A 17,393-nucleotide genomic window follows, 5' to 3' on the forward strand; every position below is an offset into this window, starting at 1 on the left:
GGACGGCTGATGGGACATTTCAATCCGCCGACCCCATGGGCAGAGCTCGAACGCCGCCTGTCCTCCCGCACCGCCCCTGAGGTGCCGGGCGAGCCGCTGCCTGTCTGGCCGCCGCATCCGCGGGCCGGCAGCCAGGCAGGCCGCCAGACAGCCAGCCAAGCAGACAGGCAGACGGGCGGTTCGGGTGGGGACGGGCCAGGTGAGGGCCGGCCGCCCGCCGGGCCCCCGCCTCGGGAGCGGAGCCGGCCGTGGGCTGAGCTGCATGTGCATTCGACCATGAGCTTCCTCGATGGGGCCTCGGAGCCCGAAGAGCTCATCGACGCCGCGGTCGCTGCCGGGCTCGAGGCGATCGCCCTGACCGATCACAACGGCCTCTACGGTGCCGCGCGGTTCGCCCAGGCCGCAGCCGGGCGGGGGATCGGCACCGTATACGGCGCGGAGCTCTCCCTGGGGCTTGCTGAGAAGATCCCCGGCCAGATCGATCCGGCTGCCACCCATGCGCTCGTCCTCGCCCGCGGGGTGCCCGGCTATCGGCGGCTCTCAGCAACCCTGACCCGCGCGCATCTGGCGGGGGAGAAGAGCCGACCGGTCATCGACCTCGAACAGCTGGCAGCCGCTGCCGGTGAGGACTGGTATGTGCTCACCGGGTGCCGCAAAGGCCTGCTCATCCCACATCTGAACGATCCGGACGGCGGGCTGGCGCGGCTGCGGCAGCTGGTGGAGATGTTCGGCTCCGAGCGCCTCATCGTCGAGCTCACCCGCACCGGACTGCCCGAAGACGATGAGCGCATCCGCCATCTGTGCGAGCTGGCCGCCCGCCTCGGGGTGCGCACCGCGGCGACCAACCAGGTCCACTATGCCGGCCGGGAGCAGTTCCGGGATGCGCAGGTGCGTGCGGCCGTGCGGGCGCGTTCGACCCTGGAGGAGGTCGCCGGATGGCTGCCGCCGGCCGCTCTGCAGCGCATCCATACCGGTGCGGAGATGACCGGCCGGTTCCCGGAGGCGGCCCTCGACACCGCGGTGGAGATCGCAGCGGACTGCGCTTTCGAACTGCGCGCCGCCCGGGCCGGACTGCCGCAGGCGCCGGTGCCCGATGGGCTCAGCGATGCCGCCTATCTGCGCCGGCTCGTCGAGGCCGGCGGGCAGCAGCGCTACGGCACCCGTCGGCAGCGCCCGGACGCCTGGGCGCAGCTCGATGCAGAGCTGACGACGATCGAGCAGATGGGCTTCTGCGGCTACTTCCTCATCGTCTGCGACATCGCCCGGTTCTGCCGTGAGCACGACATCTTCTGCCAGGGGCGCGGCTCAGCGGCCAACTCCGCGGTCTGCTACGTGCTGGGCATCACCGCTGTCGATGCGGTGCGCTTCGGGCTGCTGTTCGACCGGTTCCTCTCCCCGGAGCGGAAGGGGTATCCGGATATCGATGTCGACATCGAATCCGGGCGCCGCGAAGAGGTCATCCAGTACGTCTATGAGCACTACGGCCGCGATCGGGCCGCCCAGGTCGCCAATGTCATCACCTATCGGGCGAAGTCGGCCGTCCGCGATGCCGCCGCAGCACTCGGCTACGATCCCGGCCAGCAGGACGCCTTCTCCAAGGGGCTGGAGCGTTGGTCGACACTGCCGGCCGAAGACGATGAGGACAGTGCCGGAAGCGGGAACGGGGGCAACGACGGCAGCGGGGACAGCGCCGGCGACGGGGGTCAGCAGGGCGTGCCCGGGCATGTCATCGCCGCTGCCCGCGGACTGCTCGGCACACCGCGGCATCTGGGCATCCACTCCGGGGGCATGATCCTGGCCGACCGGCCAATCGGCGAGGTGGTGCCGATCGAACCAGCCGCCATGGACCGGCGCACTGTGGTGCAGTGGGACAAGGACGACTGTGCGCACATGGACCTGGTGAAGTTCGACCTGCTGGGTCTGGGGATGCTCACCGCCCTGCACGAGATGATCGACCTCATCGCCGCTCACACCGGTGAGCGCATCGACCGCGCCCTGCTGCCGCAGGAGGACCCCGAGGTCTTCGACATGCTGTGCGCCGGCGATGCCATCGGCGTCTTCCAGGTCGAGTCCCGCGCCCAGATGGCGACCCTGCCGCGGATGCGGCCGCGCTGCTTCTACGACCTGGCCGTGCAGGTCGCGCTCATCCGGCCCGGCCCCATCCAGGGCGGGTCCGTGCACCCCTACATCCGTCGCCGGCAGGGACTTGAGAACCCCGACTACCTGCACCCGCTCACCCGCTCGGCGCTGGAGAAGACCCTCGGGGTGCCGCTGTTTCAGGAGCAGCTCATGCAGCTGGCCATCGATGTCGCCGGCTTCTCCGGCAGCGAAGCCGACCAGCTGCGTCAGGCGATGGGAGCCAAACGCTCCACCGCACGCATGGCCCAGCTGGCCGACCGCTTCCACGCCGGGGCGGCCGCCCACGGGGTCGATGCGCAGACCTCGCAGGTGATCTTCGACAAGATCACCGCCTTCGCCAACTACGGCTTCCCCGAAAGCCATGCCATCAGCTTCGCCAACCTCGTCTACGACTCCGCCTGGTTCAAGCGCTACCACCATGCCGCTTTCACCGCCGGGCTGCTGCGCGCCCAGCCGATGGGCTTCTACTCCGCCCAGTCGCTCATCGCCGACGCCCGCCGGCATCAGGTGCGGATCCTGCCGGTCGATGTGCAGACCTCCCAGGTGCAGGCTGATCTGGAACCGCATCCGGACTCCGCTGGCGGGTTCGCCATCCGGATCGGGCTGGCGGCCGTGCGCGGCGCTGATGCCGCAGCCGAGGCGGTGGTCGCCTCCCGCGAGGCGGACGGCCCCTTCACCTCGATCGGGGACCTGGCCCAACGCACCGGTCTGGAGACCGCTGTGCTGGAGAACCTCGCAACCGCTGGGGCGTTCGCCTGCTTCGGCCTCGACCGGCGGCAGGCGCTGTGGATCGCCGGCTCCCAGGGCGGGGCAGGACCGCAGATGCTGCCGGGCACCGCCCCGGTGGCCGAAGCACCTGCGCTGCCGCTCATGAGCAGCTTCGACATCACCCTCGCGGAGCTGTTCTCCACCGGGCTGACCGTCGACGGGTACCCGACAGAGCAGCTGCGCTCCCAGCTGCGGGAGCGCGGCTACGCCTCGACCGCCGATGCCCAGCAGGCAGTCAACGGGCAGAGCATCACCGTCGCCGGGCTGGTGACCCACCGGCAGCGGCCCTCGACCGCCTCGGGCGTGACCTTCATGAACCTCGAAGACGAGTTCGGGATGCTGAATATCGCGTGCTCACCCGGCCTCATGCGCCGGTTCCGGCCGATCTCCTACAGCCGCAACGCCCTCGTCATCCGCGGCCGCGTGCAGCGGGCCGGCACCGTTGTCAGCGTCGATGCCCACACCCTCATTCCCCTCGATGTGAAGCTGCCGGTGAGATCGCGCAACTTCCGCTGAGCCGGCGCACCCGCACGGCCGGCTCCTGCCGTGTGACGTCATATGACACCGGATGACAGGCAGATGACGAAAGCGGCCCGGCCGCACACTCCGGCTCTCTAGCGTGAGGGTCATTCGAACCGCACCATCGCCTGAAGGAGCACACCATGAGCGAACTGAGCTTCGAGACCCGGCAGATCCACGCCGACCAGACCCCAGACGCAGCCACCGGCTCCCGCGCCCTGCCGATCTACCAGACCACCTCGTATGTCTTCGACAGCGCCGAGACCGCAGCCAACCGCTTCGCGCTGGCCGACCTCGGCCCGATCTACACCCGCATCACCAATCCGACGGTGTCGACCGTCGAGGACCGCATCGCCGATCTCGAAGGCGGTGTGCAGGGTCTGCTCGTGGCCTCCGGGCAGTCCGCGGAGTTCCTCGCCATCATCAACATCGCCCAGGCCGGCGACCATGTCGTCGCCAGCCCCAGCCTCTACGGCGGCACCTACAACCTCCTCGACATCACCCTGCGCAAGCTCGGCATCGAAACGACCTTCGTCTCCGATCCCAGCGACGTCGAGGCGTGGAAGGCCGCAGTGCAGCCGAACACCAAGCTGTTCTTCGCCGAAACGGTCTCCAACCCCCGCTCCGATGTCCTCGACATCGCCGCAGTCGCCGATGCCGCCCACGCCGCCGGCGTCCCCCTCATCGTCGACAACACCCTCGCCACTCCCTACCTCGTGCGCCCGATCGAGCACGGCGCTGATGTCGTCATCCACTCAGCGACGAAGTACCTCGGCGGGCACGGCACCTCGATCGCCGGTGTCATCGTCGACAGCGGCAACTTCGACTACGGCGCCGACCCGGAGCGCTTCCCCGGCTTCAACCAGCCCGACCCCTCCTACAACGGCCTCGTCTATGCCCGCGACCTCGGCGCCGATTCGGCCTTCGGCGCCAATGTCTCCTACGGCATCAAGGCCCGCGTGCAGCTGCTGCGCGACCTCGGCCCGGCCGCCTCGCCGTTCAACGCCTTCCTCATCTCGCAGGGACTGGAGACGCTGAGCCTGCGCATCGAACGCCATGTGGAGAACGCCCAGCAGGTCGCTGAGTTCCTGGAGAACCATGCGCAGGTCGACACCGTCCACTTCGCCAGCCTGCCCTCGAGCCCGTGGTATGAGCTCGGCCAGAAGTACCTGCCCAAGGGTGTCGGATCCGTGCTCGGCTTCGAGATCGCCGGCGGCTACGATGCGGCGGTGAAATTCGTCGACGGCCTGGAGCTGCACTCGCTGGTCGCCAACATCGGCGATGTCCGCTCCCTTGTCATCCATCCGGCATCGACGACCCACGCGCAGCTCGACGAGCACGCACAGCGGGCCGCCGGTGTCAGCCCGGCATTCGTCCGCCTGGCCGTCGGCATCGAGGGCATCGCCGACATCATCGCCGATCTGGAGAAGGGATTCGCCGCCGCCCGCGGCTGATCCGGCATGAGAGTGGCCAGTCGCACGGCCGTCGCCGAGTTCCACGACGTCGCTGTGGAATCCGGCTGCGTCTTCGAACAGCTCACCATCGCCTACGAGACCTATGGGCGGCTGAATGCGGACCGGTCGAACGCCGTGCTCATCGAGCATGCGCTCACCGGCGACCCGCACGTCAGCTCCGGTGTCGAGCATCCGGCCGCAGCCGATGCGCCGCGCTCCTTCGCCCCGGGCTGGTGGGAGGACGTCGTCGGTCCCGGTCGGGCGATCGACACGAACGAGTTCTTCGTCGTGTGTGCCAATGCGATCGGCGGCTGCAACGGCAGCACCGGGCCGACGTCCCCGTCTCCCGACGGGCTGACCTATGGGTCCCGGTTCCCGTCCGTGTCGATCCGGGACATGGCCGCCGCCGAGGTGCTCCTCACCGATCGGCTCGGCATCCAGGCCTGGCATGCCGTCGTCGGCGGGTCGATGGGCGGAGCGCGGGCGCTCGAGCTCTCGCTGCTGGCACCCGAACGGGTGCGGCGGGCGGCGATCCTCGCCGCCCCGGCGTTCTCGGATGCTGATCAGATCGCGTGGGCGCATACGCAGATCCAGGCGATCGAACTCGACCCGGACTTCTGCGGCGGCGACTATGCAGAGCTCGGCCGGTTCCCGCGACAGGGCCTCGGCCTGGCGCGAAAGATCGCGCACCTGACGTACCGGGCCGATGCCGAGCTCAACGCGCGCTTCGCCAACACCCGGCAGGCGCAGTGGCCGCAGCTGAGGCACCGACCGCGGCCCGCCTCGGCGGGGGACGATTACTACGCGATCGAGAGCTATCTCGACCACCAGGCCCGCAAGCTCGTCGACCGGTTCGACGCGCAGTCCTACCGGATCCTCACCGCCGCGCTGCGCGATCACGATGTGCGGCGGGGAAGGTCGACGGATCTGCAGCAGGCGCTCTCGGCCGCACGAGCGCAGTTCCAGGTGCTAAGCGTCTCCAGCGACCGGCTCTACCCGCCAGCGCAGGTCGCCGAGCTCACCGCAGCGCTGCCGGGGACCGTCGATGCCCATGTCATTGACTCCTGGGCCGGCCACGACGGGTTCCTCACCGAAGGCGCCCAGGTGACCCCGCATCTGCGCCGCTTCCTCAGCTGAGCACCACCGATTCCCGCGCCGCCCAGCGCCGGTTCCTCCGCTGGGCGGCGATGGTCCTCACACGGCAGCCGGCCGCCTCGACATGAGACGGCCGGCTGTCCTGCCGCGCTCAGCGGCGGTGCTTCTTCTCCTGGGCCTGACGCGCCTTGTACAGGTGACGCTCATCGACCGGGAAGTCCCGGCGCGCCCGGGCCTGCCGGTAGTAGTCCATCGCCTCCTGCTGGCGTTCAGCCTCGATGCCCTCGGCGATCGTGGCGCGCCGATGCTGCGGCCCGTAGCCGAATGCCTCGCAGAGCTCAGCGGCGTTGGCGGCGAGCTTCTGGCACAGGCTGTCGATCGTCGGTCCGATCTGGCGGGCGCGCGCCATTGAGAGCCGGCCGTACATGATGTGCCAGCCGATGTGCTCCTCGATGAGGCTGAGGCCGTAGAGGTCGCGGATGCGGCGCATGAGCTTCGCCTCGGCCTCGTGGCCGGTGCGCTCGGCGACTGCGTGCATGGCGTCGTTGAGCGCCTCCCACTTCATCACCTCGACATAGGCGCGGGCCGCCTCGATGAGCTGGTGCTGGACGCTGTTGAAGAGCTCTGCGGCCTTGTCCTGACTCATCGTCGCAGCCGGCCGCAGCTTGCCGGCCAGATCCGCGACCATCACCTCGACCCGGTTGTGCAGCATGGCCTGCTGCACATGGCCGGAGCGCACTCGCTTGTTCGCCAGCGCAGGCGTGAAGATATCGCCGATCGTCCGGCCGATGTTCGCCAGCCCGGAACGGTAGAGCGAATGCTCTGCGGCCTGCGTGCCGAGGTACCGGGCGACACCGCCGATGTCGATGTCCTTGAGCTCGGCGGCATAGTCGCTCAGCAGCCGCTTGGCGACCAGCTGCAGCAGCACTGTGTTGTCACCTTCGAAGGTGACGTAGACATCCATATCTCCGTACAGGCCCACGAGGCGGTTCTCCCACATGAAACCGGCGCCGCCGCAGGCCTCGCGGCACTCCTGGATCGTATCGAGGGCATCCCATGTGGAGAGCGCCTTGAAGCCGGCGGCCTGAGTCTCCAGGCGCTGCCGGGCCTCATTCGAATCGTCCTCACCGCTGAAGACCAGCTGGAAGGATTCCAGGAGGCGATCATGGGCGGTGGCATTGGCGAACACCCGCGCAACCAGCGGCATGAGCCGACGCTGGTGCTCCTGATAGCCGAGCAGCACCTCTTCGACATCATCGTCAGCACCGGTGAACTGCCGGCGCTGCATGCCGTAGCGCAGGGCGATGTCGAGCGCGAGCTTCGCCGCGACGACACTCGCACCATCGAGCGACACGCGGCCCTGCACGAGCGTGCCGAGCATCGTGAAGAAGCGGCGGCCGGGCGATTCGATGTCGGAGGTGTAGGTGCCGTCGGCAGCCACATCGCCATAGCGGTTGAGCAGATTGGTGCGGGGCACGCGCACATTGTCGAAGCTCAGCCGGCCGTTGTCGACGCCGAGCAGCCCGCCCTTGCGGCCGTCGTCCTCTGTCGTCACGCCCGGCAGCGCTTGGCCGCCGGCACCGTCGCGGATCGGCACGAAGAAGCAGTGCACGCCGTGGTTGACGCCCTTGGTGATGAGCTGGGCGAAGACGACTGCTGCCTCGCCGTGGGCCGCAGCATTGCCGAGGAACTCCTTCGTCGCAGCCCGGAACGGGGTGTTGATGATGAAGGTTTCGGTCTCGGGGTCGTATGTGGCTGTGGTGCCGATCGAGGCGACATCGGAGCCATGGCCGATCTCCGTCATCGCGAAGGCACCGAGTAGCTCTCCGCGCACGGCGGGTTTGAGCCACTTCTCGTGTTGCTCGGCATTGCCCAGGTGCTGCAGCGCGCCGCCGAACAGGCCGAACTGCACGCCGGCCTTGATCTGGATGCTCGGTTCGGCGGTGACGAGCTCCTCGAAGGCAGCGACATAGCCGGCGTGGTTGTTCTGTCCGCCTTGGTCGACCGGCAGCGGCAGGGAGGAGATGCCGGTGTCGATGAGCGCCTGCACTCCGGCGAGGGTCTCTGCCCGCAGCTGCTCGAGATCGCCGGTCTCGCTGAGCACCGCATGCTCCTTGTCGACGAAGGCTCGGCCGTTCATACGGTAGTCGGCCCACTGCCCGTCGAGGACAGCGCGGATGCGGCTGGGATCGACTGTCAATTGGTGCTTCTTGCTCATGATGACTCCTCGGTCTCAATCGGCCGGCGGTTCGCATGCAGGCCAGTGCTCGCAGTCTGTGCGGAGGTTCGGGGTGATGCGGTTGCCGCGACGCCGGCTGCGGCACGATCCAGATCGGCGGAGCGGGAGTTCCACAGCCATGTCGCCAGCTGGTCGACGAACGCCTCCTGATCCGTGGGGGAGAGCAGCCAGCGTTCGGTGCCGGCGCGGACGAAGCCGATCGCCCCGTAGGCCCACTGCACTTCCACGTCACCGGCAAGCTGCAGGCGTCGGCACAGCAGTTCGGTGATGCCCTGGAAGAAGGTGGCGTACTCATCAGGGCCCTCCGCGTCGACCCTGCTCGTGACGGCGGCATCGCAGAATCGGTAGACATGCGGGGCGCGGGCGGCCAGGTCGACGAATGCTGCGATCATTGCCCGCAGCGATTCGCGGGGGGTGTTCGGGTTGCAGACCGCCTGGTCGAGGGAGCGGGAGATGACCCGCATCGCCCATTCGCCCATTGCCCGCTGCAGTCCGCCGCGGTCGCCGAAGTACCGGTAGAGCACAGTCTTCGTCGTCTGCGCTGACGCCGAGAGCTGCTCCATGGAGATGTCCGGGCCGTGCTGCGCAACAGCGTGGCGCACACGGCGCAGGAGCATCTTGCGACGCTCCCGGCGATGCGCCTCCCAGCGCGCGCTGCGTCCATCCTGCGTAAGCGGTTTCATATGACGAACAGTATCAGGTACTGTCAGTCACAGATACTTGCGGTGCTGCGGCCCCGCCGTCCTGTGCCGCAGCATCAACTGGACCACCACTGACGACCCGGAGGGATCACATGACCCAGCGCAGAGCCGCCGTCCTCGGGGGCAATCGCATCCCGTTCGCCCGCAGCAACAAGCAGTACGCCCACGCCTCGAACCAGGACATGCTCACTAGCGCGATCGACGGCCTCGTCGCCCGCTACGGGATGGCTGGAGAACGCCTCGGCGAGGTCGCCGGTGGTGCTGTGCTCAAGCACAGCCGGGACATCAACCTCACCCGCGAATCGGTGCTCGGCTCGGCGCTCGACCCGCACACTCCGGCCTTCGACGTCGGCCAGGCATGCGCCACCGGGCTGGAGACTGTCGTGTCGATCAGCCACAAGGTCATGCTCGGCCAGATCGACTCCGGCATCGCCTGCGGTGTCGACTCCGCCTCGGATGCACCGATCGTCGTGACCGAGGAGCTGCGCGGCATCCTGCTCGACCTGTCGCGCGCCAAGACCACCGGCGCACGTCTCAAGGCTCTTGCCCGTCTGCGCCCGCAGCACCTGGCACCCCAGGCGCCGACCACCGACGAAGCCCGCACCGGCATGTCCATGGGGGAGCACCAGGCGATCACCACCGCAGCCTGGAACATCAGCCGCGAGGACCAGGATGTACTCGCGCTTGCTTCGCATGAGAATCTCGCCGCTGCCTGGGACCGGGGCTTCTTCGATGACCTCGTCACGTCCTTCCAGGGAGTGACCATTGATACGAACCTGCGCCGCGACTCCACGATGGAGTCGCTGGCCGAGCTCAAGCCGGTCTTCGGCCGCAGCCTCCCGGAGGAGGCGACGATGACCGCTGGCAGCTCCACTCCGCTGACCGACGGCGCATCAGCTGTGCTCATCGGCAGCGAAGAGTACGCCGCTGAGCACGGCCTCGAGCCGCTGGCATACTTCCGCGACGCCGAGGCAGCCGCAGTCGACTTCGTCCACGGAGACGAAGGACTCCTCATGGCGCCCGCCTATGCGGTTCCGCGGCTGCTGGAGCGCAACGGCCTGACGTTCGCCGACTTCGACTTCTTCGAGATCCACGAAGCCTTCGCCTCGACCGTGCTGTGCCATCTGGCCGCCTGGGAATCCGAGGAGTTCTGCCGCGACCGCCTCGGGCTCGACGGCGCACTTGGGTCCATCGACCGAACCAAGCTCAACCCCAACGGCTCCTCGCTGGCCGCAGGCCACCCCTTCGCTGCGACCGGCGGTCGCATCGTCGCCTCGGCTGCCAAGCACCTGAAGGAGACCGGCGGCACCCGCGCACTCATCTCGATCTGCGCAGCCGGCGGTCAGGGACTCACCGCGATCCTGGAGGCATGAACATGAAGGACAGCTACATCTCTCTGGCCAACGGCCCGCTCAAGAAGATCGTCAAGGCCCTCGGCCTGCCGGCTCCGGTGCCGCTGCGCCGATTCGACCCGGCCGACTCCGCCCACGGGTACCTGAGCGAGCCGCTCCTCGTCCTCGGCAACACCCCGGGAGCCGATGGGCTCAGCCAGCTGCTGCTCGACAACGGCTTCAGCGTGCACCGCACCCCGAACCCGGGCCTGCGCTACCAGGGCATCATCGCTGCCTATGACGGCCTCGCCCATCCCGATCAGCTGCAGGAGACCACCCTCAGCATGGGTGCTGCTCTGCGCCAGCTGACGAAGTGCGGGCGTGTCATCACTGTCGCTGATGCCGGCGTCGTCTTTCCCCACACCACGAATGCGGACCCGGCCCTCAACGCGGTGCGCAATGCTGTCACCGGCATCACCCGGTCACTGGCACATGAGATGCGCGCCGGGTCCACCGCTAACGGCATTGTGCTCGACGGTGTCGCTGCGACTGCCCCTTCTGCCGTGGCAGCTCTGTGGTTCCTCCTGTCGGCGAAGTCTGCGTATGTCTCCGGCCAGTTCCTCACTGTCTCCAGCGACCGCGGCGAAGCCGCGACGGCAGCCGAGTTCGCTGCGACCGGGCAGACCGGCCCGCTGTCCGGCGCGGTCGCGGTTGTCACCGGAGCGGCCCGGGGGATCGGCGCTGAGATCGCGCGTGTGCTGCACCGCGACGGCGCCACTGTCTACGGAGTCGACGTGCCGCAGGCAGGGCAGGCCCTGGCATCGACGATGAACAGCATCGGCGGCACGGCCATTCAGCTCGACATCACCGCCGAAGATGCCGGCGCGCAGATCATGAAGCGCGTCGGAGCACCGATCGACATCCTCATCCACAACGCCGGCATCACCCGCGACAAGCTGCTGGCCAATATGGATGAGAGCCGGTGGGCATCGGCCATTGCGGTGAACATCTCCTCGCAGCTGCGGATCAATGAGGCGATCACCGCTGCCGATGGCTGGGGCCAGGAACCGCGCGTCGTCTCCCTCGCCTCGATCGCCGGTCTGGCAGGCAACCGCGGGCAGACGAACTACTCTGCTTCGAAGGCTGCCGTCGTCGGCATGGTGGCAGCAGCCGCCGAGGACTTCGCCACCCGAAACGGCACCATCAATGCAGTGGCCCCGGGATTCATCGAAACCGATATGACCGCCGCTATGCCGCTTGTGCCACGCGAGCTCGGCCGACGCATCTCCAGCCTGCAGCAGGGCGGACAGCCGCGCGACGTCGCCGAGGCGATTGCGTTCTTCGCGCAGCCGGCTGCCGGCGGCATCAACGGCAAGACGCTGCGCGTGTGCGGCCAGAGTCTGCTGGGGGCATGATGCCGAAGACCACGCTCAACGTTCCCAAGCCCATCAGCAGCGGAGCGGTCATCACCAAAGCGCTGCTGCGTCAGTTCAAGAAGCGTCAGCACAGCTCGGCGCATATGCCCACCCGCACCGTCGAGTCGACGCGCACGCTCGATCCAGCCGAGGTCGCCGCGTTCCACCGCGTCGTGGCGGCACCAGTCAGCGATACCGTCCATCCCGGTTATCTGCACAAGCTCGGCTTCCCACTGGCAATGCAGCTGATGACCGACCCGGGCTTTCCGCTGCCGCTGCTGGGCCTTGTGCATGTGCTCAACCGCTTCGCCCTCCACCGGCCGGTGCGCATCGGCGAGACGGTCACGACCCAGGTGCACATCGGCCAGGCGCGCAAGCACCGCAAGGGCACTGAGTTCGATGTTGAGATCACCGGCCTCGTCGACGGCGAGACGGTCTTCGATGAGACAGCGACGTATCTGGCGATCGGCAAGCACCTTGCCTGCGCTGAAGCGGAGCGAGAGGAGCAGCGCACCGAGTTCGAAGTTCCGAGCGCACCGTCGGCGATCTGGAAACTCGCGCGCTCGATCGGTCCGGCATATGCGAAGGTCTCTGGGGACTACAATCCGATCCACATGAACCCTCTGGCGGCCAAAGCATTCGGCTTCCCAGCTTCGATCGCACACGGCATGTACACGGCTTCACGTGCGTTTTCAGCAACTCAGGGCGGCTGGGACGCCTACACATGGCAGGCACAGTTCGCCAAGCCTGTGATCCTGCCGGCCCGCGTGGGCTTCGGTGTCTTCGACGGCACCGCGGGCGGTGGCCGCAGCTTCGCCGTATGGGATCTGAAGAAGGGCAAACCGCACGTGCTCGGAAGTGTCAGGCCGCTGTCGTTCAGCACCGATGGCGCGGCGTCTGACCAGGGATGATGCAGCACACCAGGGCTGGCATGCAGATGTGAGGCACAGCACTCGCGGCGGATTTTGCAAACCTGTCCGGAACATGTAATGTGTTCTCTGTTGCCCGCGCGGGTGGCGGAATTGGTAGACGCGCTAGCTTGAGGTGCTAGTGCCCACTATATCGGGCGTGGGGGTTCAAGTCCCCCCTCGCGCACAGCAGATCTCGGGGTGCCGCACAGCGGCATCCCGAGATCTTTCTTTGCTGTGGCAGCCCCATACCGGCGGCAGCATCGGCCCCAGGCAGAGGGAAGTGTGGCATACTCGCCGATGAGCTTAGCGCTCACCTGACCACATTTCGGACAGACAAGGAAGTCCTCCGTGCCAACCACGCGCAACGAACTCGTCGCCGCTGCAGTCCACTATCTGTATGCGCTCTCCTCCGACCTCCCGCCCGCGTGGGACACCACCGGCGCGGTCGAACCGGAATCGGCCGAGGTTCTGGCGGCAGATCTCGCCGAGCAGGGGAGGACCGAGCCGGAAGTCAGCAACGTCTTCGGCCTGATTGCCGCCACACGGGCAGTGCTCGCCGCCGGCACGGCAACCGCATTTTCGAAGGACGCCTATGATGCGGCCCGGGTGCGAGCGGTCCGCGGCCTTGAGCTCGCCGGCCAAGCCGGCCACCAGCTCTGGCCCCCGACGAGCCAGACGGTCCGCAAGCGCCTCGGCGCCAACTTCTGGAACGACGCACTCAGCTCCCTCGGCTTCCCCACCTCGGACGGGGGACGCCGCCGCGGCACCTTCCAGTACTCGTCCGAGGCCTTCCACGGTGCAGTGAGCGATTTCCTCGCCGATGCCCGGTCGTCCGGAGGATCGGAGAGCTTCACCAGCTACGAGGCTTGGGTGAAGGACGAACGTGCGGCAGGCCGCGCCCGCCCAGCCGGCGCCTCGGTCCGCAACTACTTCGGCAACTGGAACGACGCCAAGGACTCAGCAGACGAGCCCACAGACTCCTGAAGTCACCGGCTCAGCTCACGGGCTCATTCGGCCCGCGGCATCGGCCGGCCGAAGGTCTTGATGCGCCAGCGCGGAGGAACATAGTCCTCCCAGTGCCGCTCGATGGCCAGCTCATAGCATTCGACGAGCTTCTCCGTCGCGGCCCGCCAGCTGTGCTGCTCCATCGCCTCCCGGCCGCCCTCGGATAGGGAGCGGCGCAGACTCTCATCCGCCAGCAGCCGGTTGACCTGAGCGGACATGTCCTGACTGGAGTTCGGTTCGCACAGCAGACCACCGACCCCATCGGGCACAGCGAAGGGGATGCCCCCGGCACGCGCGGCGACCACCGGCACACCCGAGGCCATCGACTCCAAGGCGACGAGGCCCAGGGTCTCCGTTGTCGAGGGGAAGACGAACACATCGGCGGAGGCGTACGCCTCGGCGAGTTCGTGGCCGCTCATATAGCCGGTGAAGACCGTCGGCGTGCCGGCGAACTCGCGTTTGAGCTGCTCCAGGTGCGGTCCGGAGCCGACCATCGCCAGCCGGGTGCCCTCCGGCGCACCGCCGATGACTCCGCGCAGCACATCGAGGTCCTTCTCCTTCGACATACGGCCGACATAGATGAGCAGCCGGTCTTCAGGATGGCCGTCGGTGAGCCGCTCGCGCATCCGCTGCGAGAAGTTCTCCGGCCGGTAGGTCACAGTGTCGACCGCCCGCGGCCACAGATCGAGGTTCTTGATCCCAGCAGCGGCCGCCTGCTCGATCATCGGCTGGGAGGTGCACAGGTTCACCTCGGCGAGGTTGTGGATCCAGGTGATCCAGCGTTCAGTCGTGGAGGTGATCCACTCCAGACCCAGCCGCTGGGCGTACTCCGGCACATTCGTGTGGAAGGAGGCGAGCATCGGCAGATCGCGCCGCTTCGACGACAGCGTGCCGTAGGCCGCCAGCCAGATCGGGTTGACGGCATGCACGACATGCGGATGGAACCGCTCCATCGTGCGGGCGATGTTGGAAGTCGGCAGTCCCACCCGCAGCTCGGGGTACCACGGCTTGAAGGACACCGAATGCACCGGCACCACCCGGAATCCCGCGTACCGGGCGGGTGGATGGCCCGGCGCGAACACGACCACCTCGTGACCCATATCGGCCAGATGGTCGAGGGTGCCCATGAGCCGGGTGACGACCCCGTCGATTTTGGGCAGGAAGACTTCCGTGAAGAGCGCGATCCGCATCAGCTGCCGGGAACCGCCGCCGTCTCGTCCTGCGCGTCAGCCGTCGATGCGGCCGGCAGCCCGGATGCATCAGCCGGGACGCTGGGCACGCCGGGGCGCTGGTTCTTCGTCCACAACGAGGAGGCCGGGATCTTCGACAGGTCCGCCCGGTGAGCGTAGCGCTTGGCGGTCTCGTTGACCTCCATCAGCAGCCCATCGGAGAGCGTCGTCGGCTTGAGGCCGAGGGCCAGGAACGTCGCATTCGAGGCGTGCAGCTCGTTCTCGGCCGACTCATGGCGTGGGTTCGGCACGTTCTCCAGGCGGGCGCCGGTGATCGAGCAGATGAGCTCGGCGAGTTCGCGCACCCGGTGGGTCTCGGTCAGCTGGTTGAAGATCTTGACGCGCTCACCGGCTGCCGGCGGGTTGTTCACCGCGATCTCGACGCAGCGGACCATGTCCTGGATGTGGATGAAGGCGCGGGTCTGCCCGCCGGTGCCGTGCACCGTGAGCGGGTAGCCGACAGCCGACTGCATGAGGAAGCGGTTGAGCACCGTGCCGTAGTCGCCGTCGTAGTCGAAGCGGTTGACGAGACGCTCATCGAGCTTCGTCTCAGCGGTGTTCGTGCCCCAGATGATGCCCTGGTGCAGATCGGTGATGCGCAGCGCATCGTTCTTCGCGTAGTAGGCGAAGAGGTGCTGGTCGAGAACCTTCGTCATGTGGTAGATCGAGCCCGGGTTCGTCGGGTACAGGATCTGCTGCTCGACCTGGTAGGGCTCGCACGGGCGGCCTTCGGCGTCCTTATCGGCGGTGACCTGCACATCGAGGTAGCCTTCGGGGATCTCCATCCCGGCGGTGCCGTAGCCGTAGACGCCCATCGTGCCCAGGTGCACGAGGTGGATGTCGCGGCCGTTCTCGACGATGGCGGCGAGCAGATTGTGGGTGGCGTTGACGTTGTTGTCGACGGTGTAGCGCTTATGCGCCGGCGACTTCATCGAGTACGGCGCAGCCCGCTGCTCGGCGAAGTGGATGACGGTGTCCGGCTCGTATTCGCCGAGGAGTCGCAGCAGCGCCTCGTAGTCCTGCGCGAGGTCGATCTTGGCGAACTCGATGCGCTTGCCGCTGATCTCCTCCCAGGCTTCGATCCGCTCTTCGATCGAGGTGATCGGCGTCAGCGACTCGGCACCGAGCTCCTCATCAATGGCCCGGCGCGAAAGGTTGTCGAGGATGACGACGTCATGGCCTCGCGCTGAGAGATGCAGCGCTGTCGGCCAGCCGCAGAAACCGTCTCCACCGCAGACAACTGTCTTCACCTTGTTCCTCCTGAATCGGCAGCGGCGCTGATGCGCCGGGGGACACATAGACGTAAGTGTGTCATATGCAGAGCCAACCCCTGCCCGCGCACCGCCTGCCGCATGATCCCGCTCCCGAGGTGTCACGTCCTGTTCATCTGCGGTTCGCTGATTTCCGGATGGCGAACCCCCTCGGAGCCCGCATCGCGGACGGGTGTACGCTCAGGGCAACCCGCGCCGGGCCCCAGAGACCGCGAAAGTGAAGGAGTACGCCGATGAGTCACCAGTTCGCCGCAGCAGAGGCAGAGGTCACGCGACTGTGCCAGGAGCTCATCCGCATCGACACCCAGAACTGGGGCAACAACAAGTGCAATCCGGAGCGTCCGGCCGCTGACCGGATCGCCGAATGGTTCGCCGAGGTGGGCCTCGAATCACAGATCTACGAATCCGCTCCCGGCCGCGCCACCCTCGTCACCCGGGTGCCGGGCACCGACCCCGAGGCACCGGCCCTCGTCGTGCACGGCCACACCGACGTGGTGCCCGCCGACGCCTCCGAATGGTCCGTCGATCCCTTCTCCGGAGAGATCCGCGACGGTCTCGTCTGGGGTCGCGGAGCTGTCGACATGAAGGACATGGATGCGATGATCATCGCCGTGGTGCGCGCGATGATGCGGGAGAATCTGCGGCCGCGCCGGGATCTCATCATCGTGTTCTTCGCCGATGAGGAGGCCGGCGGACTCTACGGCTCGCAGTGGATGGCGAAGAACCATCCCGAGGTGTTCGCCGGGGCCACCGAGGCGATCTCCGAGGTCGGCGGCTACTCCGTCGATGTGCGCGGGCAGCGCGTCTACCTCGTGCAGACGGCGGAGAAGGGCATCGCCTGGCTCAAGCTCATCGCCCGGGGCACCGCCGGTCACGGCTCGCAGATCAACCAGGACAACCCGGTGACGAAGCTCGCCGAGGCGGTCGCCCGGATCGGCTCCTATGAGTGGCCGGAGCAGATGCCGCAGGCCACCCGCGAGCTGCTGCAGGGGGTCTCGGAGATCACCGGCATCCCCTTCACCGCAGAGACCTATGGGGAGCTGCTCGACGAGCTCGGCTCGGTGGCGAAGTTCGTCGGCGCGACCTTCGCCAACACCTCGAACCCGTCGATGCTGGAGGCCGGCTACAAGCACAATGTCATCCCATCGACGGCCACCGCCTATGTCGACTGCCGCCACCTGCCCGGCCAGTACGAGGATCTCAAGCTCAAACTGGCTCTTCGGACATCCGGTGGGGGTGAGGTTCGCCGGGTGCTGGTTGGCGGGTAGGGGTCGAGGTCCCCGAGGATCAGAAGCGCTAACCACCTGATCTACCAC

General features: G+C 67.6%; 11 protein-coding genes, 1 tRNA gene and 1 pseudogene. 9 read left to right on the top strand and 4 right to left on the bottom strand.

Annotation, left to right across the window (positions count from 1 at the left end):
- Window positions 1–9: 9 nt before the first annotated feature.
- The 3 genes from ACFFN1_RS11690 (at window position 10) to metX (ending at window position 6,017) form a co-directional block, all read left to right on the top strand.
- Window positions 10–3,423 (top strand): error-prone DNA polymerase, encoded by a 3,414-nt coding sequence (locus tag ACFFN1_RS11690; protein ID WP_376840957.1) that lies wholly within the window; start codon window positions 10–12, stop codon window positions 3,421–3,423.
- Window positions 3,424–3,569: 146 nt separating this feature from the next.
- Window positions 3,570–4,880 carry a bifunctional o-acetylhomoserine/o-acetylserine sulfhydrylase gene (locus ACFFN1_RS11695; RefSeq protein WP_376840959.1) on the top strand — a complete coding sequence of 437 codons (1,311 nt, stop codon included), beginning with the start codon at window positions 3,570–3,572 and terminating at the stop codon, window positions 4,878–4,880.
- A gap of 6 nt (window positions 4,881–4,886) precedes the next feature.
- Window positions 4,887–6,017 carry a homoserine O-acetyltransferase MetX gene (metX, locus tag ACFFN1_RS11700; RefSeq protein WP_376840960.1) on the top strand — a complete coding sequence of 377 codons (1,131 nt, stop codon included), beginning with the start codon at window positions 4,887–4,889 and terminating at the stop codon, window positions 6,015–6,017.
- A gap of 109 nt (window positions 6,018–6,126) precedes the next feature.
- Here the strand turns inward: metX and ACFFN1_RS11705 are convergent, their stop codons facing one another.
- Entirely contained in the window at window positions 6,127–8,193 is a 2,067-nt protein-coding gene (locus ACFFN1_RS11705) for an acyl-CoA dehydrogenase family protein (protein WP_376840961.1), read from the bottom strand.
- The gene (locus ACFFN1_RS11710) at window positions 8,190–8,897 is read right to left on the bottom strand and encodes a TetR/AcrR family transcriptional regulator (RefSeq protein WP_376840962.1); all 708 of its coding nucleotides are present in this window, start codon (window positions 8,895–8,897) and stop codon (window positions 8,190–8,192) included. Before ACFFN1_RS11710 ends, ACFFN1_RS11705 begins: the two co-directional genes overlap by 4 nt.
- Window positions 8,898–9,007: 110 nt before the next feature.
- On the opposite strand from ACFFN1_RS11710, the gene ACFFN1_RS11715 reads away from it, so the two are divergent.
- The 5 genes from ACFFN1_RS11715 to ACFFN1_RS11735 all read left to right on the top strand — a co-directional run bounded on the left by ACFFN1_RS11715 (window position 9,008) and on the right by ACFFN1_RS11735 (window position 13,556).
- Window positions 9,008–10,288, top strand: coding sequence for an acetyl-CoA C-acetyltransferase (locus tag ACFFN1_RS11715; RefSeq protein ID WP_376840963.1), 1,281 nt, complete (start codon window positions 9,008–9,010; stop codon window positions 10,286–10,288).
- Between the two features lie 2 nt (window positions 10,289–10,290).
- Window positions 10,291–11,661, top strand: coding sequence for a 3-oxoacyl-ACP reductase (locus ACFFN1_RS11720; RefSeq protein WP_376840968.1), 1,371 nt, complete (start codon window positions 10,291–10,293; stop codon window positions 11,659–11,661).
- Window positions 11,658–12,572, top strand: coding sequence for a MaoC/PaaZ C-terminal domain-containing protein (locus tag ACFFN1_RS11725; protein WP_376840964.1), 915 nt, complete (start codon window positions 11,658–11,660; stop codon window positions 12,570–12,572). The genes ACFFN1_RS11720 and ACFFN1_RS11725 overlap by 4 nt, the downstream gene beginning before the upstream one ends.
- Window positions 12,573–12,668: 96 nt before the next feature.
- Window positions 12,669–12,756 (top strand) — tRNA-Leu (locus ACFFN1_RS11730).
- A 164-nt stretch (window positions 12,757–12,920) separates the two neighbouring features.
- Window positions 12,921–13,556, top strand: a complete 636-nt coding sequence (locus tag ACFFN1_RS11735) for a hypothetical protein (protein ID WP_376840965.1) — start codon at window positions 12,921–12,923, stop codon at window positions 13,554–13,556.
- Window positions 13,557–13,579: 23 nt separating this feature from the next.
- Here the strand turns inward: ACFFN1_RS11735 and ACFFN1_RS11740 are convergent, their stop codons facing one another.
- Both ACFFN1_RS11740 and ACFFN1_RS11745 read right to left on the bottom strand, forming a co-directional pair.
- A complete protein-coding gene (locus tag ACFFN1_RS11740) occupies window positions 13,580–14,767 on the bottom strand; it encodes a glycosyltransferase family 4 protein (RefSeq protein WP_376840966.1) in 1,188 nt (395 codons plus the stop codon).
- Window positions 14,767–16,056 carry an NAD-dependent epimerase/dehydratase family protein gene (locus tag ACFFN1_RS11745; RefSeq protein ID WP_376840967.1) on the bottom strand — a complete coding sequence of 430 codons (1,290 nt, stop codon included), beginning with the start codon at window positions 16,054–16,056 and terminating at the stop codon, window positions 14,767–14,769. The genes ACFFN1_RS11740 and ACFFN1_RS11745 overlap by 1 nt, the downstream gene beginning before the upstream one ends.
- 254 nt (window positions 16,057–16,310) lie before the next feature.
- Between ACFFN1_RS11745 and ACFFN1_RS11750 the strand changes: the two are divergent.
- A pseudogene (locus ACFFN1_RS11750) lies at window positions 16,311–17,315 on the top strand (M20/M25/M40 family metallo-hydrolase); the annotation flags it as partial.
- Window positions 17,316–17,393: the final 78 nt, after the last annotated feature.

It is taken from the genome of Brevibacterium otitidis, assembly GCF_042429315.1.
Classification (GTDB): Bacteria; Actinomycetota; Actinomycetes; order Actinomycetales; family Brevibacteriaceae; genus Brevibacterium; species Brevibacterium otitidis.

Coding starts and splice junctions, on each gene's coding strand:
- ACFFN1_RS11695 (WP_376840959.1), top strand. CDS start 3,570: ATGAGCGAACTGAGCTTCGAGACCCGGCAGATCCACGCCGACCAGACC.
- ACFFN1_RS11720 (WP_376840968.1), top strand. CDS start 10,291: ATGAAGGACAGCTACATCTCTCTGGCCAACGGCCCGCTCAAGAAGATC.
- ACFFN1_RS11740 (WP_376840966.1), bottom strand. CDS start 14,767: ATGCGGATCGCGCTCTTCACGGAAGTCTTCCTGCCCAAAATCGACGGG.
- ACFFN1_RS11690 (WP_376840957.1), top strand. CDS start 10: ATGGGACATTTCAATCCGCCGACCCCATGGGCAGAGCTCGAACGCCGC.
- metX (WP_376840960.1), top strand. CDS start 4,887: ATGAGAGTGGCCAGTCGCACGGCCGTCGCCGAGTTCCACGACGTCGCT.
- ACFFN1_RS11725 (WP_376840964.1), top strand. CDS start 11,658: ATGATGCCGAAGACCACGCTCAACGTTCCCAAGCCCATCAGCAGCGGA.
- ACFFN1_RS11715 (WP_376840963.1), top strand. CDS start 9,008: ATGACCCAGCGCAGAGCCGCCGTCCTCGGGGGCAATCGCATCCCGTTC.
- ACFFN1_RS11710 (WP_376840962.1), bottom strand. CDS start 8,897: ATGAAACCGCTTACGCAGGATGGACGCAGCGCGCGCTGGGAGGCGCAT.
- ACFFN1_RS11705 (WP_376840961.1), bottom strand. CDS start 8,193: ATGAGCAAGAAGCACCAATTGACAGTCGATCCCAGCCGCATCCGCGCT.